23 protein-coding genes are annotated in these 23,684 nt (G+C 35.9%); 19 read left to right on the top strand and 4 right to left on the bottom strand.

Features of this window, described 5'->3' with window-relative positions:
* The first annotated feature begins 16 nt into the window (after positions 1-16).
* The 9 genes from wecB (at position 17) to cysB (ending at position 10,501) form a co-directional block, all read left to right on the top strand.
* A complete protein-coding gene (wecB, locus tag BMW37_RS02925; RefSeq protein ID WP_093317670.1) occupies positions 17-1,141 on the top strand; it encodes a non-hydrolyzing UDP-N-acetylglucosamine 2-epimerase in 1,125 nt (374 codons plus the stop codon).
* Between the two features lie 47 nt (positions 1,142-1,188).
* On the top strand, positions 1,189-2,466 hold the full coding sequence (wecC, locus tag BMW37_RS02920) for a UDP-N-acetyl-D-mannosamine dehydrogenase (RefSeq protein ID WP_093317669.1): 1,278 nt from the start codon (positions 1,189-1,191) through the stop codon (positions 2,464-2,466).
* 40 nt (positions 2,467-2,506) lie between these two features.
* Positions 2,507-3,340 (top strand): dTDP-4-amino-4,6-dideoxy-D-galactose acyltransferase, encoded by an 834-nt coding sequence (rffC, locus tag BMW37_RS02915; RefSeq protein ID WP_093317667.1) that lies wholly within the window; start codon positions 2,507-2,509, stop codon positions 3,338-3,340.
* A 77-nt stretch (positions 3,341-3,417) separates the two neighbouring features.
* Positions 3,418-4,557 (top strand): dTDP-4-amino-4,6-dideoxygalactose transaminase, encoded by a 1,140-nt coding sequence (rffA, locus tag BMW37_RS02910; protein WP_093317666.1) that lies wholly within the window; start codon positions 3,418-3,420, stop codon positions 4,555-4,557.
* Between the two features lie 103 nt (positions 4,558-4,660).
* On the top strand, positions 4,661-6,040 hold the full coding sequence (locus tag BMW37_RS02905; RefSeq protein ID WP_093317665.1) for an MATE family efflux transporter: 1,380 nt from the start codon (positions 4,661-4,663) through the stop codon (positions 6,038-6,040).
* A gap of 88 nt (positions 6,041-6,128) precedes the next feature.
* Positions 6,129-6,929, top strand: coding sequence for a bifunctional demethylmenaquinone methyltransferase/2-methoxy-6-polyprenyl-1,4-benzoquinol methylase UbiE (gene ubiE, locus BMW37_RS02900; protein ID WP_093317664.1), 801 nt, complete (start codon positions 6,129-6,131; stop codon positions 6,927-6,929).
* 68 nt (positions 6,930-6,997) lie between these two features.
* Positions 6,998-7,714, top strand: a complete 717-nt coding sequence (locus BMW37_RS02895) for a ubiquinone biosynthesis accessory factor UbiJ (RefSeq protein WP_093317662.1) — start codon at positions 6,998-7,000, stop codon at positions 7,712-7,714.
* 89 nt (positions 7,715-7,803) lie between these two features.
* A complete protein-coding gene (gene ubiB / locus BMW37_RS02890; protein WP_093317661.1) occupies positions 7,804-9,426 on the top strand; it encodes a ubiquinone biosynthesis regulatory protein kinase UbiB in 1,623 nt (540 codons plus the stop codon).
* A gap of 100 nt (positions 9,427-9,526) precedes the next feature.
* Positions 9,527-10,501 (top strand): HTH-type transcriptional regulator CysB, encoded by a 975-nt coding sequence (gene cysB / locus BMW37_RS02885; RefSeq protein WP_093317659.1) that lies wholly within the window; start codon positions 9,527-9,529, stop codon positions 10,499-10,501.
* A 191-nt stretch (positions 10,502-10,692) separates the two neighbouring features.
* On the opposite strand, the gene metK is transcribed toward cysB, so the two are convergent.
* The 4 genes from metK to flgA form a co-directional block, all read right to left on the bottom strand.
* Positions 10,693-11,847: a methionine adenosyltransferase gene (gene metK, locus BMW37_RS02880; protein ID WP_093317657.1), complete on the bottom strand. Its 1,155-nt coding sequence runs from the start codon at positions 11,845-11,847 to the stop codon at positions 10,693-10,695.
* 287 nt (positions 11,848-12,134) lie between these two features.
* Entirely contained in the window at positions 12,135-12,584 is a 450-nt protein-coding gene (locus BMW37_RS02875; protein WP_093317656.1) for a flagella synthesis protein FlgN, read from the bottom strand.
* Between the two features lie 167 nt (positions 12,585-12,751).
* On the bottom strand, positions 12,752-13,060 hold the full coding sequence (gene flgM, locus BMW37_RS02870; protein WP_093317654.1) for a flagellar biosynthesis anti-sigma factor FlgM: 309 nt from the start codon (positions 13,058-13,060) through the stop codon (positions 12,752-12,754).
* Positions 13,061-13,176: 116 nt separating this feature from the next.
* A complete protein-coding gene (gene flgA / locus BMW37_RS02865; protein WP_177168558.1) occupies positions 13,177-13,746 on the bottom strand; it encodes a flagellar basal body P-ring formation chaperone FlgA in 570 nt (189 codons plus the stop codon).
* A 544-nt stretch (positions 13,747-14,290) separates the two neighbouring features.
* On the opposite strand from flgA, the gene flgB reads away from it, so the two are divergent.
* The 10 genes from flgB (at position 14,291) to flgK (ending at position 23,682) form a co-directional block, all read left to right on the top strand.
* On the top strand, positions 14,291-14,707 hold the full coding sequence (flgB, locus tag BMW37_RS02860) for a flagellar basal body rod protein FlgB (protein ID WP_093317651.1): 417 nt from the start codon (positions 14,291-14,293) through the stop codon (positions 14,705-14,707).
* A 7-nt stretch (positions 14,708-14,714) separates the two neighbouring features.
* On the top strand, positions 14,715-15,119 hold the full coding sequence (gene flgC / locus BMW37_RS02855; protein WP_093317649.1) for a flagellar basal body rod protein FlgC: 405 nt from the start codon (positions 14,715-14,717) through the stop codon (positions 15,117-15,119).
* 45 nt (positions 15,120-15,164) lie between these two features.
* Complete coding sequence (locus BMW37_RS02850) at positions 15,165-15,857, top strand: flagellar hook assembly protein FlgD (RefSeq protein ID WP_093317647.1); 693 nt, start codon at positions 15,165-15,167, stop codon at positions 15,855-15,857.
* Positions 15,858-15,977: 120 nt separating this feature from the next.
* Positions 15,978-17,231 carry a flagellar hook protein FlgE gene (flgE, locus tag BMW37_RS02845; protein ID WP_093317646.1) on the top strand — a complete coding sequence of 418 codons (1,254 nt, stop codon included), beginning with the start codon at positions 15,978-15,980 and terminating at the stop codon, positions 17,229-17,231.
* 107 nt (positions 17,232-17,338) lie between these two features.
* On the top strand, positions 17,339-18,088 hold the full coding sequence (locus BMW37_RS02840) for a flagellar basal body rod protein FlgF (protein ID WP_093317644.1): 750 nt from the start codon (positions 17,339-17,341) through the stop codon (positions 18,086-18,088).
* A 71-nt stretch (positions 18,089-18,159) separates the two neighbouring features.
* Positions 18,160-18,945: a flagellar basal-body rod protein FlgG gene (gene flgG, locus BMW37_RS02835; protein WP_093317643.1), complete on the top strand. Its 786-nt coding sequence runs from the start codon at positions 18,160-18,162 to the stop codon at positions 18,943-18,945.
* A 43-nt stretch (positions 18,946-18,988) separates the two neighbouring features.
* The gene (locus tag BMW37_RS02830) at positions 18,989-19,693 is read left to right on the top strand and encodes a flagellar basal body L-ring protein FlgH (RefSeq protein ID WP_093317641.1); all 705 of its coding nucleotides are present in this window, start codon (positions 18,989-18,991) and stop codon (positions 19,691-19,693) included.
* Between the two features lie 13 nt (positions 19,694-19,706).
* Positions 19,707-20,813, top strand: coding sequence for a flagellar basal body P-ring protein FlgI (locus tag BMW37_RS02825; protein ID WP_093317639.1), 1,107 nt, complete (start codon positions 19,707-19,709; stop codon positions 20,811-20,813).
* Positions 20,813-21,850 (top strand): flagellar assembly peptidoglycan hydrolase FlgJ, encoded by a 1,038-nt coding sequence (gene flgJ, locus BMW37_RS02820; protein ID WP_093317638.1) that lies wholly within the window; start codon positions 20,813-20,815, stop codon positions 21,848-21,850. The genes BMW37_RS02825 and flgJ overlap by 1 nt, the downstream gene beginning before the upstream one ends.
* 176 nt (positions 21,851-22,026) lie before the next feature.
* Positions 22,027-23,682, top strand: coding sequence for a flagellar hook-associated protein FlgK (gene flgK, locus BMW37_RS02815; RefSeq protein ID WP_093317636.1), 1,656 nt, complete (start codon positions 22,027-22,029; stop codon positions 23,680-23,682).
* Positions 23,683-23,684 lie beyond the last annotated feature (2 nt).

Genomic DNA, 23,684 nt, shown 5'->3' with positions numbered 1-23,684 from the left:
TAATAAGAGACGCTCAGTGAAAGTATTAACAGTATTTGGTACCAGACCAGAAGCAATAAAAATGGCGCCGCTCGTACACGCGCTCGCAAAAGACAGTTTTTTTGAAGCTAAAGTATGTGTCACAGCACAGCACAGAGAAATGCTTGATCAAGTTTTGAGATTATTTGAAATAGCTCCAGATATGGATCTTAATATCATGAAACCAGGTCAGACGCTTATTGATATCTCTAGTAAAATATTATTGGGTTTATCAAAAGAATTCGAAAACTTTAAACCTGATATTGTACTTGTGCATGGGGATACGACTACGACTTTAGCTGCAAGTTTAGCGGCTTTTTATCATCAAATTCCTGTTGGGCATGTTGAAGCTGGGCTTAGAACCGGAAATTTATTTTCTCCTTGGCCGGAAGAGGGAAATAGAAAAGTAACTGGGCATTTAGCGCAGATTCATTTTGCTCCTACTGAAAATTCTAGAGATAACTTATTAAAAGAGAACATTGCATCAGATGCAATTCATGTGACTGGAAATACTGTTATTGATGCGCTTTTATGGGTGCGAGATAAAATATCTAATGAAGTAAGTTTGAAAAATGAGCTCGAAAGTCGTTATCCATTTTTAGAAAAAAATAAAAAAATGGTCTTAGTAACAGGGCATAGAAGAGAAAGCTTTGGCGGCGGATTCGAAAGGATCTGTACAGCACTTGCTCAAATAGCATTGAAACATCCAGATGTTCAAGTGGTATATCCTGTCCACCTTAACCCTAATGTAAGTGAACCGGTTAATCGTATTTTAAAAGATATTCCTAATGTATTTTTGATAGAGCCTCAAGATTATTTGCCTTTTGTTTACTTGATGATGAATGCACATATCATACTAACTGATTCGGGTGGAATTCAAGAAGAAGCGCCTTCACTAGGTAAGCCTGTACTTGTTATGCGTGATACAACTGAAAGGCCAGAAGCAGTAAGTGCAGGTACAGTGAAATTAGTTGGTACAGATGTTCAAAAAATAGTTGAAAATGTATCTCAATTACTCTTAAACTGTGATGAGTATCACGCAATGAGCAAGGCTCATAATCCGTATGGTGACGGGCAAGCTTGCACAAAGATTTTATCTGCACTTAAAGCGATGAAATTTTAGGTTAAATCATTTTTTTTATACTAAGTCATCTTGAAAGAAGGAATAGCATGAGTGAATTATCAGCGCAATTTAAAACGGTTTCCGTTATTGGTCTTGGATATATAGGCTTGCCAACTGCAGCAGCATTTGCGACAGCTAAAGTTAATGTGCTTGGTGTGGATGTTAATCAACATGCTGTCGAGACCATAAACCAAGGTAAAATTCATATTGTTGAGCCGGATTTGGAAGAGGTTGTTAAAGATGCTGTAGAACAAGGTTTCTTAAGTGCTTCAACTGAAACTCAAGCAGCGGATGCATTTTTAATAGCTGTCCCGACCCCTTTTAAAGGTGATTATGAGCCAGATCTGAAGTATATTGAAGCGGCAACAAAGGCGCTTGCGCCTGTGCTTGTTCCAGGTAATCTAGTGGTGTTAGAGTCAACCTCACCAGTTGGTGCAACAGAACAAATGGCTAAGTGGCTAGCTGAAGCAAGACCTGATTTAACTTTCCCGCAAACAGCTGGCGAGTCAGCGGATATTAACATAGCTTACTGTCCTGAAAGAGTTTTACCTGGTAGAGTAATGATTGAACTGTTTGAAAATGACAGAGTAGTTGGGGGATTAACTACTAAATGCTCTAAAAGAGCACAGGCGTTATACAACCTCTTTTTAAAGGGAGAGTGCGTGTTAACTAATGCTCGAACGGCTGAAATGTGTAAGTTAACAGAAAATAGTTATAGAGATGTGAATATCGCATTTGCAAATGAACTCTCTGTTATTTGTGACGAACAGGATATCAATGTTTGGGAATTAATTTCATTAGCAAATAGACACCCAAGAGTGAATATTTTACAACCTGGACCAGGTGTGGGTGGCCACTGTATCGCAGTTGATCCATGGTTTATTGTTTCACAAAACCCTCTAAATGCGCGCATCATTCGAACTGCACGTGAAGTAAATGATGCAAAACCTACTTGGGTACTTGATAAAGTAAAAGCAAGAGTAGCAGATTGTGTCGCTGAAACAAGCTTACCTATTGAAAAAATTAAAATTGCCTGTTTTGGATTAGCGTTCAAGCCAGATATTGATGATTTAAGAGAAAGTCCTGCGCTTCATATTGCTAATTCTATTGCAAAATGGCACAAAGGGGAGACAGCTATAGTTGAACCAAATATTCATGAGGTTCCAGCTATATTTGACGGTAAAGTGACATTAAAAGAGGTTCAAGCAGCATTAGATTGGGCTGATGTAGTAGTATTATTAGTTGATCATAAACCTTTTAAAGCTATCCCTAGAGAACAAGTTAAACACCAGTGGATTGTTGATGCAAAAGGGGTTTGGCGCTAAATAGTAGATTTTAATTGTCTGTGAATATCACCGAGGTATCATGCACTTAAAGCCTGTGAACATAAAACTTGAATCGCTCTCATGGGAGAGCGATTTTTTTTCGCTTAAAACCGGAAAACTAATTCTAGCTGAAAATAACAATCAAGATGATGATTGTTCAGAATTGAGGTCACAATTAGAACTTTTGAATTGGGGAATGTTTGACTTAGTTCACTGTAAGATCCCAATGTATAAAACGCATTGGTGTGATGCTTTAACTATGAGCGGATTTTCTCTAGTTGAAGGCGAAATAGATTTAGCTTATGATTTGACAAAACCTTTAATAGATCTCTCTTTTGGCAGCAATCAAGTAGGATTGTCGAAACTTAACGAAATGGATTTATTTTCAGGCAATCAAATTATCGTAGATGTCGCGGGAATTGATGATATTGAAACACTGAAAGTGCATGCCTCTAATCTATTTAATAGTAGTAGATTTAGACCAAGGTGGTATCAACCCACAGATAGTGGTCGATTTTATGCTACTTGGATTGAAAAAGCAGTATTAGGGACGTTTGATACGATATGTTTAGTTGTTCGTGATAAAAATCAAGGTGAGAAAGATTCTAATGGCGCTATTTTAGGCTTTGTATCTCTCAAACTCTTGTCTCCTGCTGAGGCTAGAATAGGATTGTTAGCTGCAATCCCACAAGATATGAGTAAGTCTAAAAAGCCAATAGGTACGGCATTGATAGCAATTGCAAAATGGTGGAGCCAAGCTCAGGGAGTAAAAAATTTATTCGTGGCGACGCAAAGTAGCAATTTACCAGCGCTTAGACTATATATTAAAACTGGTGCGAATATTTGTTCAAGTTCTTACTGGCTGTACAAATAAAATAACTTAAAAATGATAAGCTTAGATCAATTGCGCGTTTATTATTTTAGAATAATTTCAAATTTAAAGAGGTTTTTATGATTCCATTTAATTCCCCTCCAATTGTTGGGACTGAACTTGACTATATGCACTCTGCCATGAATAGTGGAAAGCTATGTGGTGATGGTGGGTTTACACGTAGATGTCAACAATGGATGGAACAAAACTTTGGGTCAAAAAAAGTATTGTTAACGCCTTCTTGTACCGCTTCATTAGAAATGGCCGCAATTTTAATTAATATAGTACCAGGCGATGAAGTTATTATGCCTAGTTTTACCTTTGTATCGACCGCGAATGCATTTGTCCTTAGGGGGGCAAAGATTGTATTTGTTGATTGTCGTAAAGATACCATGAATATTGATGAAACTTTAATAGAAGCGGCTATTACTGATAAAACAAGAGCAATTGTACCTGTTCACTATGCAGGCGTGGCTTGTGAAATGGATACCATTATGTCGATAGCTAAAAAGCATAATCTTTATGTCATTGAGGATGCAGCCCAAGGGGTGATGTCTACCTATAAGGGAAAAGCACTTGGTACAATTGGTCATATTGGATGTTATAGCTTTCATGAAACTAAAAATTATACCGCAGGCGGAGAAGGTGGTGCTACATTAATTAACGATGAAAGTTTAATCGATAGAGCCGAAATCATTAGAGAAAAAGGGACGAATCGTAGTCAGTTTTTTAGAGGTCAAGTCGATAAATATACGTGGCGTGATATTGGTTCTAGTTATTTGATGTCAGATTTACAAGCAGCGTATCTTTGGGCTCAGCTAGAAGCTGCTAATACAATCAATGATCGCAGGCTTAAGCTTTGGGATAATTATTACGATGCGTTAAGCCCTTTAGCTTCGAAAGGATTAATTGAGTTACCCTTTATTCCTGATAATATTATTCATAATGCTCATATGTTTTATGTCAAGCTAAAAAATATAGAAGAACGCACGCGATTTATTGATTATTTAAAAGAAGCTGAAATCATGACTGTATTTCACTATATTCCTTTGCATGCGTGTCCCGCTGGTGAACAGTATGGTTATTTTCATGGTGAAGATAGATATACAACACAAGAGAGTAATAGATTAGTACGTTTACCTCTTTTCTTTAATCTAAGCGATATAGATCAAAGAACAGTCATTAGTACTATTTTAGGTTATTTTTCAGAATCGTTATAAGTATTTTGCCGCTAAAATTAAATTAAGACGCTCCATCTGGGGCGTTTAAATTGTAGGCATAGTATTTACGCCCATCCCAAACTCACGAAGACCCTATTTTATTATGTCATTAGCAAAAGCTTCCACATTTACTGCAGCCTCCACTTTAGTAAAAATTTTGATTGGATTGATTATTGGAAAATTGATGGCCCTTGAGTTTGGACCGCAAGGAGTAGGGTTATCTGGAAATTACCGACAAGTTATAACAGTTTTAGGTGTGCTAGCTGGTGCGGGTATTTTTAATGGCGTCACTAAATATATTGCGCAATTTGACGCAGAACAAGATAAGCATGCCGTTAAACAGCTTTTAGGGACCGCTTCTACTCTAGTATTGGTATTTTCTTTAATAATTTGCTCTGTGTTTCTAAGCTTTGCTTCTCATATTAGCTATCTATTATTCGCAACACAAGAATATGCAAATATCATCAGGATCATTGCTGTCTTACAATTTACGATTGCAGGTAGCAATCTTATATTAGCTATTTTGAAAGGTTATAGAGATGCAAAGGGCACGGCTATTTCAATTATTATTGGTGCCCTTATTGCGCTAATTGGTTTTATTTGTCTGCAATTAGCATTCGGATTTTCAGGTGCACTAGTTGGTTTAGGATTGCTTCCGGCCGCAACATTTTTACCAGCGATTGTATTTTTGCAACGACGCAAGGTAATAACGTTAGCAATGTTTCTTCCTGCTTGGCATAGAGAAACAGCCATTAATTTAAGTAAATTTACTCTCATGACCTTAATGACGGCTGTGACAATGCCTGTGGCATACTATTTACTCAGGGAACAAATTTCACAATTTTATGGATTTAAAAGTAATCTTGATGTAATTGCCTCTACACGACAATCGAATATCGCTTTACATACCGAACAAATAGTAAATTTAATCCAACAGACATTTATTAAAGACAAAGCAATGTATCAAGTTGGCCTTTGGCAAAGTGTTAGCATGATTTCAGATGCTTACTTACAGTTTATTACAGCTGCGTTTTCAGTCTATTTATTACCTACTTTCTCAAGAATCAAAGATAGTCAAATACTGGCAAAAGAAGTTGTTAAAGGTTTGAAATTTGCCTTGCCTGCGGTGATACTGCTGAGCAGTCTTGTGTGGTTAATGCGAGATGTTGTAATTTGGCTTCTATTTAGCAATGAGTTTTCACAGATGCGTACTTTATTTAGTTGGCAACTTACAGGTGATGTGCTTAAGGTAGGGTGTTATGTTTTTGGTTATTTAATTATTGCAAAGGCAAACCTTAAACTTTATTTTCTAGCAGAAGTTTCACAATTTTCGCTATTGATATTCTTTTCCTTTCTACTCATTCCTAAGCAAGGTACACTAGGGGCATCACAAGCCTATATGATGACTTATATGATTTATTTTATCCTTTGTCTCATTGGGTTTATAATATTTAAATACAGAAGCAAATCATCCCTATCTTGATGTGATGATCCTTGCCAGTAAATGTATCTAATGTAATGAATGATGCAATCAGTTAATATACTACAGACCAAGATAAAGGACTTATATTATGTCAAATCAAATTACGCCAGACGACAAGGCACCTGAAACAAGTAATGAACAATCTCATGTTGAAACAACTCATTTTGGGTTCAAGACGGTCGCAAAAGAAGAAAAAGTCGCTAAAGTGGCTGAGGTATTCCATTCAGTTGCACAAAAATATGATGTAATGAATGATGTAATGTCATTTGGAATTCATCGGCTTTGGAAGCGGTTTACTATTGATTGTAGCGGTGTTAAAAAAGGGCAAACTATTTTGGACTTAGCAGGCGGAACTGGTGATTTGACAGCTAAGTTTTCAAGAATTGTTGGTGAAACAGGGCATGTTGTTCTAGCAGATATTAATGAATCTATGCTTAAAGTAGGTCGTAATAAACTTCGTGATTTAGGAGTTGTTGGGAATGTTAGTTATGTTCAAGCTAATGCAGAAGCACTTCCTTTTCCCGATAACTATTTTGATTGTATTACTATCGCCTTCGGACTTCGTAATGTAACGGATAAAGATGCTGCATTAAAGTCCATGTTTCGAGTATTAAAACCAGGCGGGAGACTATTGGTGTTGGAATTTTCAAAACCAGTATTTGATCCGCTGAGTAAAATTTATGACCTTTATTCTTTTCATATATTACCTAAAATGGGCAAAGTGATTGCACAAGATGAGGATAGTTACCGATATCTAGCTGAATCTATACGTATGCATCCAAACCAAGAAACACTTCGAGAAATGATGCAGTCAGCAGGCTTTACGCAAACAGAATATTTTAATATGACAGGCGGTATTGTTGCGCTGCATAGAGGATTCAAGTTTTAGATTATGTTGCAATCATAAAATAGCTTAGATAACCAAAAAATCACATGATGTAAAAACAGGAGAGCAAAATGAACCGTTTTTTTGAGGCATTTAATGAATTGCCTAAACCCCCTTTTGCGAAAAAGTTTCCACAACTTGATTCATTATTGCACTTAGCGCCACATCTTCCGTCATTAATGCTCGACTTATTGCAACCTAAAGATGAAAGTCAAAATTCAATATCGTTGATGCAAAAAGCGAAATCCCATACCCTTCGTTTAGCCGTAATTATTGCTGAAACAATCTTTAATCAACAGGTATATCTTCAGCCTGCATTGAAAAAACAAAAGCAAGCAATTGAAGGTTCCTCTTTAGAAATTTTTATTAAAGAATTAGAAGAGCCAATTACACTTATTTTTAGCGCAACACGTGTTGATGTTTTAGTATCTTGTGAGTATGAGGCTGATTGTTGCTTGAAGACAGATTTTAAAACATTGCTGCGACTTAAAGATAAACAACAATTGACGACGCTTATTAAAGAAGAAGCACTTGAAGTAACTGGCGATATTGATGTACTGCAAAAACTAAATCAATTCATTGAAAAAATTGAACCGGGTATAGGTACAGTTTTATCGCCTATCATAGGTGATTTAGCCGCTGGGGTGATTGAGTCAATCATAAAACAACTTTTTTTGCTTATTAGTACGAAATTTACATTGACTAAAACTTGGCTCAGTGAGGCAATGACTGAAGGTTTACAGCTAATGCCACATAAAAATGCAACTCGGTATGCGAAAGACACCTAATTTTGAATTTAAAAAATTAAGATTTTAAAGCTATAAATGACCAGTGTGACGACTTAATAATACTTGAAGTCTTATTAGAGGAATAAACAGTGTTTAAAGAATTTTGGCGGCTTTACCAAATAATACGTGTGTTTTTACAATATGGTTTAGAGGAATTAATTCCAAATAAAAAAGGAAAACGGTTTTTGTTGACCCTTCGCTTCATGTTATTTTGGATTAAAAATGAGCATACTGAGAAGCAACTAGGTGAAAGAATTCGTTTAGCAATGCAAGATCTTGGTCCCGTCTGGATTAAATTAGGTCAAATGCTTTCTACAAGACGAGATTTATTCTCACCACAAATTGCAAATCAATTAGCTTTATTGCAAAGTCAAGTAACACCATTTGACGGTGAAATTGCTAAAAAGCAAATTGAAGCGGCTTTAGAAGCACCAATTGATACTTATTTTGAAAATTTTGAATTGATGCCACTTGCTTCAGCTTCAATAGCTCAAGTTCATTGTGCTACTTTAAAAGAAAATGGCAAATCAGTTGTTTTAAAAGTAATAAGACCTGATATTGAGCCTATTATTAAAGCTGACCTTAGGTTAATGTACCGATTAGCTAATCTATCTACTCGATTAATTAAAGAAATTAGACGATTAAAGCCCAAGGAAGTGATTAGTGAATATGAAGAAGATCTTTTTAATGAATTGAATTTGATGCGTGAAGCGGCAAATGCAATTCAGATTAAACGTAATTTTACTGATAGTGAACTCCTTTATGTGCCAGAAGTATATACTGATTATTGTAGAGAAAATTTATTGGTTATAGAGCGTATTTCAGGGGTGCCGGTTGCAAATACAGATGAATTGATAGCTAATAATGTGAATATGAAATTATTAGCAGAAAGAGGGGTTCAGGTTTTTTTTACTCAGGTGTTTAGAGATAGTTTTTTTCATGCTGATATGCACCCTGGTAATATTTTTGTTGATGTGACAAAGCCTGATACGCCAAGCTATATTGCTATTGATTTTGGTATTGTTGGATCATTAAATAAAAATGATAAGCGCTATCTAGCTGAAAACTTTATTGCTTTTTTTAATCGTGATTATCGTAAAGTCGCTGAACTGCATGTTGATTCAGGTTGGGTTCCAAATCATATCGATATTGATGAATTTGAATTTAGTATTAGAACAGTGTGTGAACCAATTTTTGAAAAACCATTATCTGAAATCTCATTTGGACATGTTTTGTTAAATTTGTTCAATACAGCTCGGAAATTTGAGATGCAGGTCCAGCCACAATTAGTTTTATTACAAAAAACACTTCTTTATATTGAAGGATTAGGGAGGCAATTGTATCCTGAATTAGATTTATGGGTTACTGCTAAACCATTTCTTGAAAACTGGATGAAAGAGCAAGTTGGCTTTAAATCAGTTGTTAAGGCTGTTAAAGAAAAAGCGCCTTTTTGGATTGAAACGTTGCCGGAATTGCCAGAGCTATTTTATCAACATTTAAAACAGCAAACAGTGATTAAAAAATCATTAGAAGAATTAGGCGATAAGCTTAAAAAGCAAGATACTTTGCAAAGCAGAAAACAATATTGGCTTGTAATTGGTTCAGTGCTTGTGTTAAGCAGTGTTTTCTTAATAGTTAATCATATGGATTTATACGCTTATATTGGTTTTGCATTAGGTTTAGTTGCATGGATAAATGGTATGCGAAGTTAGTTTATTCTTTTATATATTTGACATGGATTGTTACGTGGGTAATGTGAATGGATAATTAATAATCAGTTGTACTATAAAATTATTTTCTCCAGGTGAATTTATGAAGCTTCAACAACTACGTTATATAGTCGAAATGATGAACAATAATCTTTCTGTTACTTCTACGGCCGAAAACTTATTCACTTCCCAACCGGGGGTGAGTAAACAAATTAAATTGTTAGAGGAAGAATTAGGGTTTGCAATATTCGAGCGTACAATCAAAAATAAGACTGAAGTGACACCAGCTGGTTTGCAGGTTATTAAGTATGCCGCTGATGTTTTGAATAACATCGATGCAATCAAAGCGGTTTCTGCTGATTTTAAATCCCCTAATAAGGGCGATCTGCGTATTGCAACAACCCAAACTCAAGCTAGATATGCTCTACCTGATGTGATTAAAAATTTTATGCAAAAATATCCTGATGTTACTTTGCATATGCATCAAGGAGCACCTAATCAAATTGCTGAAGCAGTGGTGAAGGGACAGGCAGATTTTGCCATTGCAACCGAAGCATTACATCATTATGAAGACTTGATCATGTTACCATGTTACCACTGGTATAGAGGGCTTGTAGTTCCTAAAGGACACCCTCTAACTAAACTTGAAAAAGTTACAATCGATGATTTAGCACAATATCCGATTATTACTTATACATTTGGTTTCACTGGTCGAAGCGAATTGGATACAGCGTTTGACAGGGCAGGTAAAAAACCAAATATAGTGCTTACTGCAACGGATGCAGATGTTATAAAGACATATGTCGAATTAGGGCTTGGTGTCGGAGTAATTGCATCAATGTCAGTTGATCCTATTAAAGATAGCCATCTCGTTGCAATTGATGCTAGAACCATTTTTCACCATAGTACAACTAAAATAGGATTTAGAAAAAATATATTTATGCGTGGGTATATGTTCGATTTTATAGAACGGTTCTCACCTCATTTAACTCGTGAACGAGTTGAACAAGCACTTATTATTAAAGATAACGATAAAATCACTGAAATGTTTAAAAATCTTGTTTTACCAGAAAGATAGATTTTAGAATATACTATTTTAATCAGTTCTTCACGACTTGGCTTATGGCGAAATATTAGTAGGTAAGTGTCAAGTGGAGAGTTTTTTTGTTTTTTAGAAAAATCGTTTGATTGCTCAAGTGAATTTAAATATGGAGGTCAAATGTATTTTATAAATATCTACATTTGACCCTATATCAAAAAAAGAATGCTTTATTTTAAATTAGCTGCGTCTCTTAAGAGCATGGCTTTGTCAGTTTTTTCCCATGGGAATTGTTCACGCCCAAAATGCCCGTAAGATGCTGTTTCTAGGTAGATGGGTTTGATTAGATCAAGCATTTTTATCAAGCCATAAGGACGTAAGTCGAAAAACTCGCGAACTAATTCTACTAATCTTTCCTCAGATACTTTATGCGTACCAAAAGTTTCTATCATAATTGAAGTTGGTTCAGCAACTCCGATTGCGTATGAAATTTGTAATTCACATCTATCAGCTAAGCCTGCAGCAACAATATTTTTTGCAACATAGCGGGCAGCATATGCTGCTGAACGATCTACTTTAGAGGGATCTTTGCCTGAAAAAGCACCACCACCGTGTCTTGCCGCTCCCCCATAGGTATCTACAATGATCTTACGACCAGTTAGACCACAATCACCTACTGGTCCACCAATCACGAAACGACCGGTTGGATTGATAAAGTATTTAGTTGTTGCCGTTAACCATTCAGCTGGTAAAACTGGTTTGATGATTTCCTCCATCACGGCTTCTTGTAAATTAGCATGTGAAATTGATTCATCGTGCTGTGTTGATAAAACAACAGTATCAATGCCAATAATTTTATTATTTAGATATTGGAATGTAATCTGACTTTTAGCATCAGGGCGTAACCAACTGAGTAATCCAGATTTTCTTACTTCTGCCTGCTTTTGCACCAAGCGATGGGCGTAAGTAATTGGGGCTGGCATTAATACATCTGTTTCGTTTGTTGCATATCCAAACATAAGGCCTTGGTCACCTGCACCTTGTTCTGAAGGGTCTGATTTATCCACTCCTTGATTGATATCAGGCGATTGTTTTCCAATGGCACTTAGCACAGCACAAGAGTGTGCATCAAAGCCCATTTCAGAGCTATTGTATCCAATGTTTGCAACTGTCTTACGTGTAATTTCTTCAATATCAACCCATGCATTTGTGGTAATTTCACCGCCAACTAATACCATTCCTGTTTTGACATAGGTTTCACAAGCAACACGAGCTTTAGGGTCTTGCGCTAATATTGCATCTAGTACTGCATCTGAAATTTGGTCAGCAATTTTATCTGGATGGCCTTCTGAAACAGATTCAGAGGTAAATAGGTGTTTAGACATAATGATATTCCATTTAAAAGTAATTTATTTGAGTAGTATGTTAATGTACTGGGAAGTATAGCCGTTTTTACATCTAGACGTCTATAATAAATTGAGATATTTTTTTATTTGTAAAAACATATTAATGCTGGATATGCTACTAATGCTAATTTTGAGTGAACAGATTTATCTTGGAATCGTTTAATTTAATAATTCACTCAGATAGTTAGGGGAGGTGATGAGATGAATGACCTTCTTAATAGGTCATTTAAAAAATTAACATTCTGAATAATAAACAAATGTAAAAGTTATACTTCAAATTTAGTACCGCCAGTTAACTTAGAAATAGACTGGCCATCTGGACCATAAACTGGAGTCCCAGCTTCTGCTTCTAGCACACTAAGTGCGTCACTCGCGTAATTAATATGATATTGGAGTAAAAAACCGTTGTTCATATTTTGTTGGGCAATTTTAGTGCTCAGCGCAGAAATATGTTCCCACAAATTTGAAATGGCATAGTTATTTAGTTCATTAAATGGTTCAGAAACGCCCATTTCCTCTTGTAATGCTATCCTACGCTTATTTAAGCTAATTATTGATGCGAGCATCATTTCTTTTTGTTGAGTAACACCTTGAAGCATTGAACCGTCAATTTTGCCTTGACTTAAAATGTATTGTTCTTTTTCTAGTACAGGTTCTAGATTTTTCATATAAAAATATATGTCATCTAATAATTTATGTAGTTGGGATGCAAGCATAACATTTTCCTTGTGTATAATAAGTAATTTTTTAACAGTATAACAAAGAAACAAGAGTCTGTCTGCGACTAATAAAGTATTCAAAAACAGAAAAAGTGCCAGTTAAGGCACTTAAAAAAGCTTAGGGGCAATCTTTGTTTTTTAGTATTGGCTTTTTTTAAAACAAATTAAGCAGAAAACCCACTATTTAAATCTGCAATCAGACCATCTGCAATTTTAGATGCATCCATAGTCAATTGACCATTTTGTATTGCAAGTTTTATTTGTTCAACTTTTTCAATGTTTATATCATTATCTGAAGACTTGATGCTAAGCGCACCACCTGAAATTTTAACCTCGGAAGCAGATTCAGAACTTTTACCTGGAGTTGAAACTTTTTTTGCATCTTTGTCATTTTCTGAAGGAGCATGAGCTCTAGCAGCAGTAATCGTACTAGCTAATTTTATGGTCGAGTTGTCAATTGAATCTAGGGCCATTGTAGACTCCTTATGTGAAATTTTGGGCTAATTTTCGTTTTACTTGTTCATTAACCAATTTGTCGTCATATTATTAGAGAACTTTAGTTTTTTTTTATTAATTGCTAATAATTTGTTCAATTGATACTTGCTTGGCCTGGCCCTATTACTACAGCTTCAACAATGCTTTTGTTATCAAGTCGAACACGAACTTTATCATTTAGATATCCATTATTTAATGCTTTACCAGTATTAATCGCTGAAAAACCAGAACCCACAAAATTAATTTCAACTATATCACCTGCTTTTATTACCCAGGCACGTTTTAGCATTGGTAACGTAATGACAGAGTCGACTTGAATTACCCTTAATGCTTGAGAATCATTTATTTGTGAGAGATCTACTAACGGTAGAGTTGAAAGGTTACTAATTTCAACTTCTTTAAGCTCAACATTATTTTCATTTAGGGGGGCACCACGTTGAATTAATTCAGATGCAACTAGCACATTGCCAGTTGCCTTAACATAAATTGGAATATAGTGCTTTTTCTCGTCACAACTAGCAATGAGAGTTAATTTTCCCCATGTTCTTTGTTTATTTTGAAAAGCAAATATGGGAAATGGACAATTAGTTGGGATTTTTTCTGGATTAGTAATTTCAGTGTTAGTTTGAAAATTAGGATTCATTTCACTGATGAAAAGATCCATTCGAATTTTAAAATCGTCATTTGCGAAAACAAATGAGGGAAAAAAACAATGTATTATTACGCTAATTTTTAAGAGTGTAAGCAAAAAAGAGCAATAATTGAGAGGAAACAGGTTTTTTTTCATGCTTTATATCGTGCCACTTAAACGAGAAATTTGCAACTATTTTGATACATAGAAAAGAGTTAAATTTAGTTTAGATATTGATTTATAATGTTATTATTATGGCGGGTGGTTTATGTGTTTAATTATTACAATATGAAACAAAAAACAGCTTACCCTCTCTGTTAAAACATGCTTAAATTATAAAATTGTGATCTTACTTGAATAAATAGATTAATTTCATGTTTTATTTAATTAATCTGAGCAATATAAATACATTTTTTGGTAAAATTGTTTTGTTTATTTGCAGATAAAGCTTTATAATTGTAAAGTGGTTGTAAGAAAATCTAGGTGTGTGAAATGATTTGCAATAGATTTGTTCGAGATGGGCTATCTCGAGCTAATCAATACTTGATTCATTGTTTTAATTTAGGGAATATGTATTATGCTAGATAAATTAGACGCTTCGCTGAATATTCATCAGCAAGCACTTAAAGTTAGAGGACTACGACAAGAAGTTTTAGCCTCTAATATCGCCAATGCCGATACGCCAGGATATCAAGCTAGAGATATAGACTTTAGTTCTCAATTGCAAAAAGCGATGTCTGGCAAACGTATCGGTCCGACCTCTATATCACTCGCAACTACTTCTAAACAACACATTAATGGTAAAGCAATCATACCTGCAAATGGTGGTTTAGATCTTCTTTATCGTACCCCAGATCAACCTTCGGCAGATGGTAATACTGTTGACATGGATAGAGAACGTATCAATTTTGCTGATAATAGTTTTAGATATCAAGCAAGTATTACCTTTTTAGGTGGGAGACTTAAAAGTCTTCTTTCTGTTATCCAACAATAGGTGAATTATGTCTTTATTAAGTATCATGGATATTTCTGGATCAGCAATGCGAGCTCAATCTCAAAGATTGAATGTTGCTGCGAGTAATATGGCTAATGCTGATAGCGCGGTAGGGGCTGATGGGCAACCATACAGAGCTAAGCAAGTGTTGTTTAAAGTTAATAATCAACCAGGACAGGCTATTGGTGGTGTTAAGGTTGAGCAAATTGTTGAAGATCCTTCCCCGTTCAAAATGGTTTATGAACCAGGAAATCCTTTGGCTGATGGGAATGGATATGTCAGAATGCCTAACGTAGACCCTGTGGCTGAGATGGTTAATACTATCGCAGCATCAAGAAGTTATCAAGCAAATGTTGAGGTGTTAAATACCGTTAAAGGTATGATGCTTAAGACATTAACAATAGGACAATAAGTTGATGTTTAACTTATTGCTAATTACATATAAAAAGGAAAGTATATGGCCGTACCACCAGTAACATCTTTTTATGACCCAGCTGCGACAGCCTTGAATAATAAAAAAAATGACATGAGCGGTACTGATGCTGCTAGTCTAGAAAATAGGTTTTTAACTTTGTTGATTGCGCAGCTGCAAAACCAAGATCCAACAAATCCAATGGATAATAATCAAATGACTAGCCAGTTAGCTCAGATTCAAACCGTAACTGGGATTGAAAGGTTAAATGAGTCAACAGGAAAATTAGCTGGCCAGTTAGAGGAAGGGCAGGCACTTAGTGCTACAAACTTGATTGGAAGAACTGTTCTAGTTCCAGGTAATAAATTAATTGTCGGGAAGGATGAAGAAGAAAATACATTAACTTCACCAATTGGGTTTGAACTAGCTAGTTCAGCTGAAAAAGTCGTCATAACAATTAATAATGCATCAGGAGCGGTGGTTGGTACTGTTGAACTTGATGATGTACCAGCAGGAATGAATTCATTCGTATGGGATGGTAAACTAGAAGACGGTTCGTTTGCTCCAAACGGAGCGTACACCTTCACATTAGCAGCCACGAGTGGTGATGATAAAGTAAAAAGTACTCCTTTATTCTCTTCGCGAGTATTTGGCGTGATAAGGGGCCCTGGGCAAACCATGCTGGATTTAGGTTTATTGGGCGAAGTTAGCTTTAATGAAGTTAGGCAAGTTCTTTAACAAAGGTCTTACACATAAAAATTTAATTAAGCTACCATGGAAAACTATCCAAACTTTTCCAATCTAAAAGTGATGGTAAAGAATAGGTGGCTTTTAATTTCTAATTATTAGGAGTAGTTTATGGCATTTTCACAAGCATTAAGCGGACTAAAAGCAGCATCACAAAACCTTGATGTAATAGGTAATAATATTGCAAATAGTGCAACTGTTGGATTTAAAGCAGGGTCAATGGCGTTTGCAGATATGTTTGCAGGCTCAAAAGTTGGGGTAGGTGTTAGGGTTTCAAATGTTATCCAAAACTTTAATAGTGGTGGTACAACGACAACAGATCGTGGACTAGATGTCGCTATCAGTGGCAATGGTTTTTTCCGTTTAGAAGCATCAAATGGTACGATTTATTATGCACGTAATGGTCAATTCTTATTACAGCCAGACCGTTCTATTACTAGTACTGAAGGTTATAAACTGACTGGCTACCCAGTTGCAGGAACACCACCGACTATTCAGCAAGGCGCAAATCCAGTACCTATTACAATACCTGAGGGAATTATACCTGCTAGTGCAACTACTAAAGCCAATATGCAAATTAATTTAACTTCAAATAGCCAAATTCCGAAAAATTCCCCATTCAGTCCAGGGGACTCGGATTCTTTCAATTGGGTTACATCAACGACTGTTTTTGATTCGCTAGGTAATCCACATAATATGAACTTATATTTTGTGAAAACTGCAGACAATAATTGGGATATGTATTATCAAGATGGCAGTATTCCGGCTTTACCAGCTCCTGGTGCACCTATACAACCTTCAGCTACAGGGCCTGGTATTCCAATAGTATTTGATACAAATGGTGATATTGTTTCTATAGATGGAGCAAGTAACCCTCCTTTAATTAATATGACTTATGAAGCCCTTAATGGTGCACCTTCTGCGGATTTTGAAGTGGATTTTTCTAATAGTACTCAACAAAATTTGGCGGCAAACTCAGTTTCTGATAATTTCCAAAATGGTTATGCACCAGGTGAATTTGTTGGTTTTCAAATCAATGATGATGGTACAGTTGAAGGACTATATTCAAATCAACAGCGCCAGCTTTTAGCTCAAATCGTTTTAGCTAACTTTGCTAACCCTGAAGGTTTACAACCTGAAGGTAATAACGTTTGGACTGAAACACGTAATTCAGGACAATCACGTATTGGTATCGCAAATACAGGTAATTTCGGCTTGCTAACAAGTGGAGCACTTGAATCTTCAAATGTCGATCAAGGTCTTGAATTAGTTAATATGATAGTTGCTCAGCGTAACTATCAAGCAAATGCGCAAACAATTAAAACTCAGGATCAGATTCTTGGTACATTAGTTAACTTGAGATAATTGTTTTAGTATAATTTGTTATTGTTTAAGCTAGACTAGGGGAACGTCCTATCTAGCTTAAAAGTTTAAATTAAGTATGATGAGTTTCAAATAGGTGAATTGTACAGATGGATAGAGCGATATATACCGCTATGGGCGGCGCAAAACAATCAATGGAAATGCAAGCAATAACAGCTAATAATCTGTCAAATATTTCGACACCAGGATTTAAAGCTCAATTAGCAGCCCTTCGTCATGTCCCTGTAATTGGTGAATCAATTGATACTCGCACATTAGTAACAGCAACAACTCCCGGCTTTGATGGTACTGCTGGTGTATTCAATTACACAGGAAATGCGTTAGATGTCGCGGTTGAAGAAGACGGTTATCTAGCAGTGCAGACTCCTTCAGGTGAAGCATATACTCGTAATGGACGTATTGTTATTAATGAAAATAATCAGTTAATGATAAATGATAATTTAGTGTTAGGTGATGGTGGACCGATTGAAGTCCCGCCTAATGCACAGCTTTCAATTGCAGCAGATGGTACAATTTCTTCGCTAGACGCTGGTGGGTCACCTAATACCATTGCACCAATTGGGGTTCTAAAAAAAGTTCAAGCAACTAATGATCAAATGGTTAGAAGTGATGATGGCCTGTTTAGACCCAATCCAAATTCAGGATTAGGTAATGTGTTACCTAATAATGCAGAAGTAAGAATGTTCTCAGGTGTATTAGAAATGAGTAATGTTAAAGCGACGGATGCAATGGTCGAAATGATTAATCACCAAAGGCGATTTGAATTACAAATGAAAGTCATTACTAGTGTTAATGAAAATGAACAACGAGCAAATCAACTACTGAATTTTACAGGCTAATAAGTTTAAAAAGTCGCTAAACTGAATTATAAACCAAAAAATAATTGGTACATATTAGAGGAATAAGAATTATGATGAAATCCCTTTGGATTGCAAAAACAGGACTTAATGCACAGCAAATGAATATGGACGTGATTGCGAATAACCTCGCAAACGTCAGCACAAATGGCTACAAGCATCAACGGGCTGTTTTTGAAGATCTTCTTTACCAAACTATTCGTCAACCAGGCGCACAATCTTCAGAACAAACAACTATTCCATCTGGATTGCAAATCGGTACAGGTACTCGCCCTGTTGCTACTCAGAGAATCCATACACAAGGTAACCTTTCATTAACTGAAAATTCTAAAGATGTCGCCATAAGTGGTAAAGGTTTCTTCTCTGTCCAAATGCCAGATGGCACGATTGCTTATACCCGCGATGGTGCATTTCAAAAAGATGGACAAAGTGGTCAATTGGTAACAGCTAGTGGTTTTCCAATTCAGCCAGCTATCACTATCCCTGATGATGCAATTAGTATTACTGTAGGGCGTGATGGTACAGTGTCGGTTAGTCTTGCAGGGCAAGCACAACCGCAGCAAGTTGGACAAATTACTTTAACTACATTTGTAAGTGAAACAGGTCTTGAAAGTATTGGTGAAAATTTGTATTTAGAAACAGCAAGTTCTGGTGCTCCGAATGAATCTGCTCCTGGCCTTAATGGCGCAGGTGTCCTATATCAAGGATATGTTGAAACTTCAAATGTTAATGTGGCTGAAGAATTAGTGACGATGATTCAAACTCAACGTGCTTATGAGATTAATAGTAAAGCTGTTTCTACATCCGATCAAATGTTAGCCAGATTAACTCAACTTTAAGCTGTTTAGTTAGCTCTTAATAGTTATCAACTTAAGAAACAAGATGAATAATATTACACGTAATAAGTTAACACTTTTGATAATAAGCACTGCTGCTATGCTGCTCAGTGCTTGTGCTCAAATACCAAGAAAATCATTAGTTGAACGACCTACAACGGCTGCGCCTTTACCTGCACCTGCACCTTCACCAAATGGCTCTATTTTCCAAACAGCTATGCCAATGAATTATGGTTATCAACCTCTGTTTGAAGATGCAAGGCCTCGGAATATAGGTGATACTCTTACAATTAATTTACAAGAAAACGTTAGTGCAAGTAAAAATTCTTCTGCTAATGCTTCAAGAAATGGGTCAGCAAATTTTACTGCAGCAACGACACCTAGATTGTTAGAAGGATTATTTGGTAACGCACGAGTAGACTTCGATATGGATGGTGAAAGTGATTTTGGTGGAAAGGGTGGTGCAAATGCTAATAATCGTTTTAATGGTACGATTACAGTGGTTGTAGACCAGGTTCTGCCAAATGGTAATTTGATGGTTGTTGGTGAAAAACAAATTGCTATCAATCAAGGAACAGAGTTTATTCGATTCTCTGGTGTAGTCAATCCAAGAACTATTTCTGGTGCAAATGCGGTTAATTCAACTCAAGTGGCAGATGCAAGAATTGAGTATTTTGGTGATGGTTATATTAATGAAGCCCAAACCATGGGGTGGTTACAACGCTTCTTCTTAAATGTATCACCTTTCTAATTATGGATTATTTATGTTGAAATCTTTAAAAATTGCATTATTTGTTATTGCTGTATGCTTTTCCCAACTCAGTTCAGCTGAAAGAATTAGGGATTTAGTGACTATTGAAGGGGTAAGAGATAATGCACTTGTTGGTTACGGATTAGTTGTAGGGTTAGATGGTACTGGTGACCAAACCTCACAAACTCCTTTTACTACTCAGAGTCTGAGCAATATGCTTTCACAGTTAGGAGTGACGATACCGCCAGGTACAAATATGCAGTTAAAAAATGTTGCCGCTGTTATAGTGACATCAAATTTACCTGCATTTTCTAGGTCGGGGCAAAAAGTAGATGTAGTGGTTTCTTCTTTAGGTAATGCTAAAAGTTTAAGAGGTGGAACGTTACTTATGACGCCTCTTAAAGGAACTGATAATCAAGTTTATGCTATAGCACAAGGTAATATTATCGTAAGTGGTGCATCAGCTTCTGGCGGTGGTTCAAGTGTCCAAGTTAATCAGCAATCAGGTGGTATTATAACTGATGGTGCTACGGTTGAACGTGAATTACCTTCTTCATTTGGTTCTAATAGCACACTGAATCTTTATCTAAAAAATGATGATTTTAGTTTGGCACAGCAAATCAGTAATGCTATTAATCGCAGTGGAAGAGGTGGTTTAGCAACTGCAATTGATTCAAGAACTGTACAAGTCGAGTTACCTACGGGAACAGCAAATCAATCAAGATTTATTGCAGATATTGAAAATTTAAATATTAATATAGGGCCAATTAATGCCAAAGTTGTACTGAATTCAAGAACAGGATCGGTTGCAATGAATAGAGAAGTGACGTTAGATTCATGCGCAATTGCCCAAGGTAGCCTTACTGTAGAAGTAAATCAACAGCAAGAAGTGAATCAACCTAATGCACCTCTAGCAGGTGGGCAAGCAGTTGTTACAGATAATACTCAAGTATCAGTTCGTCAAAGTGGTGGTGCAATTCAAAAAGTTGATTCAAGCGCTAACTTAAATAACGTTATAAGAGCATTAAATTCTCTTGGTGCAACACCAAATGATTTAATGGCAATCTTACAAGCAATGAAAAGTGCAGGATGTTTACGTGCTGATTTGGAGATAATTTAATGGATTCTCCTGTTAATATTGGCGCTTTTGCATTTGATGCAAATGGTCTAAATAGCCTGAAAACTGCTGTTAGTAAAAATGGGAATGGGCATTTAAGAGAAGTTGCAAATCAAGTTGAAGGTCTTTTTTTGCAAATGATGCTTAAAAGTATGCGTTCAGCAGTTGATAAAGATAGTCTATTTAATAGTAACCAGACTGAGCTTTATTATTCGTTATATGATCAACAACTTTCTCAAGAATTAGCAAAGAATGGCATTGGTTTTGCAGATGAGCTTATGGCTCATATTGAAAGTGCTCAAAGTCCAGAGGCTTTAAAATCATTATCATCAGAAATGAATGGTGGGCTCGCTTTAGATGATGTTACTCGACTTTTAACTAACGATAGCATGCCAGCATCCATTAAGCCTGCTTCACTAACAGGTTTAATTAATTCTAACAGTAATTTTGATGCAATTAAACTTGCAAAGCAAAGTGCAAACGCATTTGTAGGTAATATCCCTGAAATTGCTGGAAATAAAGTAAAATCTTTATTCGCTGGCGCTAAAGATTTTATGAATAAATTATCAGGACCTGCTCACCTAGCGAGTAAAGATACTGGAATACATCCGCACCTAATTCTTGCGCAAGCCGCACTTGAATCTGGATGGGGGAAAAGTGAAATTAAAACTGCAACAGGTGAAACAAGTCATAATCTGTTTGGTATTAAAGCTGGTAAAAGCTGGAAGGGTAAGGTAACCGAAATTGTTACAACAGAATTTATTGATGGGGCTTACACTAAAGTAAGAGCTAAATTTAGGGTATATAATGACTATCAACATGCTTTGTCAGATTATGTTGATTTATTAACTAAGAATCCAAGATATCAATCTGTATTAACTGCACCTAATGCAGAGCAGGCAGCAATTGAAATTCAACGAGCAGGTTATGCAACAGATCCTAAATATGCTAATAAGTTAATAACGATTATCAAACAGTTTAAAAGCGAGTCATCAAAAACAGCTAATCAATATAATGCAATGAATCAATTAAAAATCTAATAAAATGGAGATAAAACTAAGGACGGTAAGAGACAAATAATGTACTAATATAATAATTAATAGGTGTGGGGCGTGGCAAGGATGTTTTTAACGCCGAGCAAAACTAAAGAAAAATAAACAACTGCCGATTAGGTCTAAAGAAAATTTAAGATAAATAATTTATCAAGGGGTGCGTTATGTCTGGTAATTTACTTAATATTGGTCTATCTGGGATCAATGTTTCGCAGCTTGGGCTAAATACAGTTAGTAACAATATAAGTAATCTAAATACTCCAGGTTACAATAGACAAATTATTTCTATTGCTGATCAAAGGCCTACTGGTTCTACTTCAGGGTTCATTGGAAATGGAGCTAAAGTCTTATCTGTAGATAGATTATTTGATCAGTTTTTGAATAAACAGCTACGTACAGCACAGTCACTCAATTCAACGCAAAGTACTGTTTATAATCAGTTACGTCAAATAGATAACTTGCTTGCAAATTCAAGCCATAATCTTTCAGATGGTCTTCAAGAGTTTTTTAATAACGTTCAAAATATGGTGAGTAATCCGTCTGATTCTGCAGCACGCCAAACGGTGATCGGTAGTGCTGAAAGTATGGTCTCACAATTTGGTTTTGTAGATAACTATTTAAGAGAACTAAATGACGGTGTAAATGAATCAATTTCAGATATTGCAGGACAGGTAAATACCTATACAGCTCAAATTGCAAATTTGAATATTGAAATAACAAAAGCAAGAGGTCTTGCTGCAGGTCAGGAACCAAATCAATTATTAGATCAACGTGATTTTTTAGTTAGTGAGCTTAATAAATTAGTTGGTGTGCAAGTTACTGAGCAAAATGGCGCTTATAATGTTTCATTTGCAAACGGATTGTCACTTGTACAAGGAAATCAGTCAAATACGGTTTCTGCTATTAGGTCTAGTTCAGATCCAACAAGAATGGCTATATCTTATTCACCAGGGCCAGGAATAAATATTGAAATACCTGAGTCACAAATCAAATCTGGTGAACTAGGTGGACTATATCAGTTTAGAGACTCATTAGATAAAACCAGAAATGAAATTAATCAAATTGCGATGGTATTTGCTGATAAATATAATGAACAGCATAAACTAGGTTTTGATTTATTAGGTAATGCAGGCAAGGATATGTTTTCTATTGGTGCGCCTGTTGGATTTTCTAATACCAATAATAATGGCACAGCAGTAATTGAATCAATTGAACGAATAGACACACCAAAAATGCAAGGAACTGACTATAGGCTTGATTATATTGGTGTCGGTCAATGGCGTGTTACGCGTTTGTCTGATAATACAGTTATAAATCCAACAGTTTCTGGTACAGTCCCTGTTGTAATTGCATTCGAAGGTATTGAGATTAATATCGATGATGAATCAAAACTAGTACCAGGTGATAATTTTAAAATTAAACCAACAATGGATGCGATAACTGGATTTGATCTTTTAATAAGAGATCCAGCAGAGATTGCAGCAGCAGGAACAGCTGGTAGTGGCCCGAGTGATAATGAGAATGCTAAATTGCTTCTTGATTTGCAGAATCAGACTCTTGTAAATGGTCTTTCAACTTTCAACGGTGCGTATGCAAAAGTTGTAGGAGCAGTAGGGAGCGCAACTAATTCTGCAGAAGTCAATTTTAGAGCACAAGAAAATATTGTAAATCAATTGACAATGCAACAACAAAATTTATCTGGAGTGAACAAAGATCAAGAGTATATTGACTTACAGAAATTTGTTCAACACTACCAAGCAAGTGCGGAAGTAATTAAAACTGCATCAACCATTTTTAATGCTATTTTGTCAATACGTTAATA

Origin of the sequence: Thorsellia anophelis DSM 18579, assembly GCF_900111395.1 — a bacterium.
Lineage (GTDB): Bacteria > Pseudomonadota > Gammaproteobacteria > Enterobacterales > Thorselliaceae > Thorsellia > Thorsellia anophelis.
This window is presented reverse-complemented; position numbering and strand designations above follow the sequence as displayed.

Excerpts from the sequence above, each read along its gene's own strand:
- wecC (WP_093317669.1), top strand. The coding sequence starts at position 1,189 with ATGAGTGAATTATCAGCGCAATTTAAAACGGTTTCCGTTATTGGTCTT.
- rffC (WP_093317667.1), top strand. The coding sequence starts at position 2,507 with ATGCACTTAAAGCCTGTGAACATAAAACTTGAATCGCTCTCATGGGAG.
- rffA (WP_093317666.1), top strand. The coding sequence starts at position 3,418 with ATGATTCCATTTAATTCCCCTCCAATTGTTGGGACTGAACTTGACTAT.
- BMW37_RS02905 (WP_093317665.1), top strand. The coding sequence starts at position 4,661 with ATGTCATTAGCAAAAGCTTCCACATTTACTGCAGCCTCCACTTTAGTA.
- ubiE (WP_093317664.1), top strand. The coding sequence starts at position 6,129 with ATGTCAAATCAAATTACGCCAGACGACAAGGCACCTGAAACAAGTAAT.
- BMW37_RS02895 (WP_093317662.1), top strand. The coding sequence starts at position 6,998 with ATGAACCGTTTTTTTGAGGCATTTAATGAATTGCCTAAACCCCCTTTT.
- cysB (WP_093317659.1), top strand. The coding sequence starts at position 9,527 with ATGAAGCTTCAACAACTACGTTATATAGTCGAAATGATGAACAATAAT.
- metK (WP_093317657.1), bottom strand. The coding sequence starts at position 11,847 with ATGTCTAAACACCTATTTACCTCTGAATCTGTTTCAGAAGGCCATCCA.
- BMW37_RS02875 (WP_093317656.1), bottom strand. The coding sequence starts at position 12,584 with ATGCTTGCATCCCAACTACATAAATTATTAGATGACATATATTTTTAT.
- flgM (WP_093317654.1), bottom strand. The coding sequence starts at position 13,060 with ATGGCCCTAGATTCAATTGACAACTCGACCATAAAATTAGCTAGTACG.
- flgA (WP_177168558.1), bottom strand. The coding sequence starts at position 13,746 with ATGGATCTTTTCATCAGTGAAATGAATCCTAATTTTCAAACTAACACT.
- flgB (WP_093317651.1), top strand. The coding sequence starts at position 14,291 with ATGCTAGATAAATTAGACGCTTCGCTGAATATTCATCAGCAAGCACTT.
- flgC (WP_093317649.1), top strand. The coding sequence starts at position 14,715 with ATGTCTTTATTAAGTATCATGGATATTTCTGGATCAGCAATGCGAGCT.
- BMW37_RS02850 (WP_093317647.1), top strand. The coding sequence starts at position 15,165 with ATGGCCGTACCACCAGTAACATCTTTTTATGACCCAGCTGCGACAGCC.
- flgE (WP_093317646.1), top strand. The coding sequence starts at position 15,978 with ATGGCATTTTCACAAGCATTAAGCGGACTAAAAGCAGCATCACAAAAC.
- BMW37_RS02840 (WP_093317644.1), top strand. The coding sequence starts at position 17,339 with ATGGATAGAGCGATATATACCGCTATGGGCGGCGCAAAACAATCAATG.
- flgG (WP_093317643.1), top strand. The coding sequence starts at position 18,160 with ATGATGAAATCCCTTTGGATTGCAAAAACAGGACTTAATGCACAGCAA.
- BMW37_RS02830 (WP_093317641.1), top strand. The coding sequence starts at position 18,989 with ATGAATAATATTACACGTAATAAGTTAACACTTTTGATAATAAGCACT.
- BMW37_RS02825 (WP_093317639.1), top strand. The coding sequence starts at position 19,707 with ATGTTGAAATCTTTAAAAATTGCATTATTTGTTATTGCTGTATGCTTT.
- flgJ (WP_093317638.1), top strand. The coding sequence starts at position 20,813 with ATGGATTCTCCTGTTAATATTGGCGCTTTTGCATTTGATGCAAATGGT.
- flgK (WP_093317636.1), top strand. The coding sequence starts at position 22,027 with ATGTCTGGTAATTTACTTAATATTGGTCTATCTGGGATCAATGTTTCG.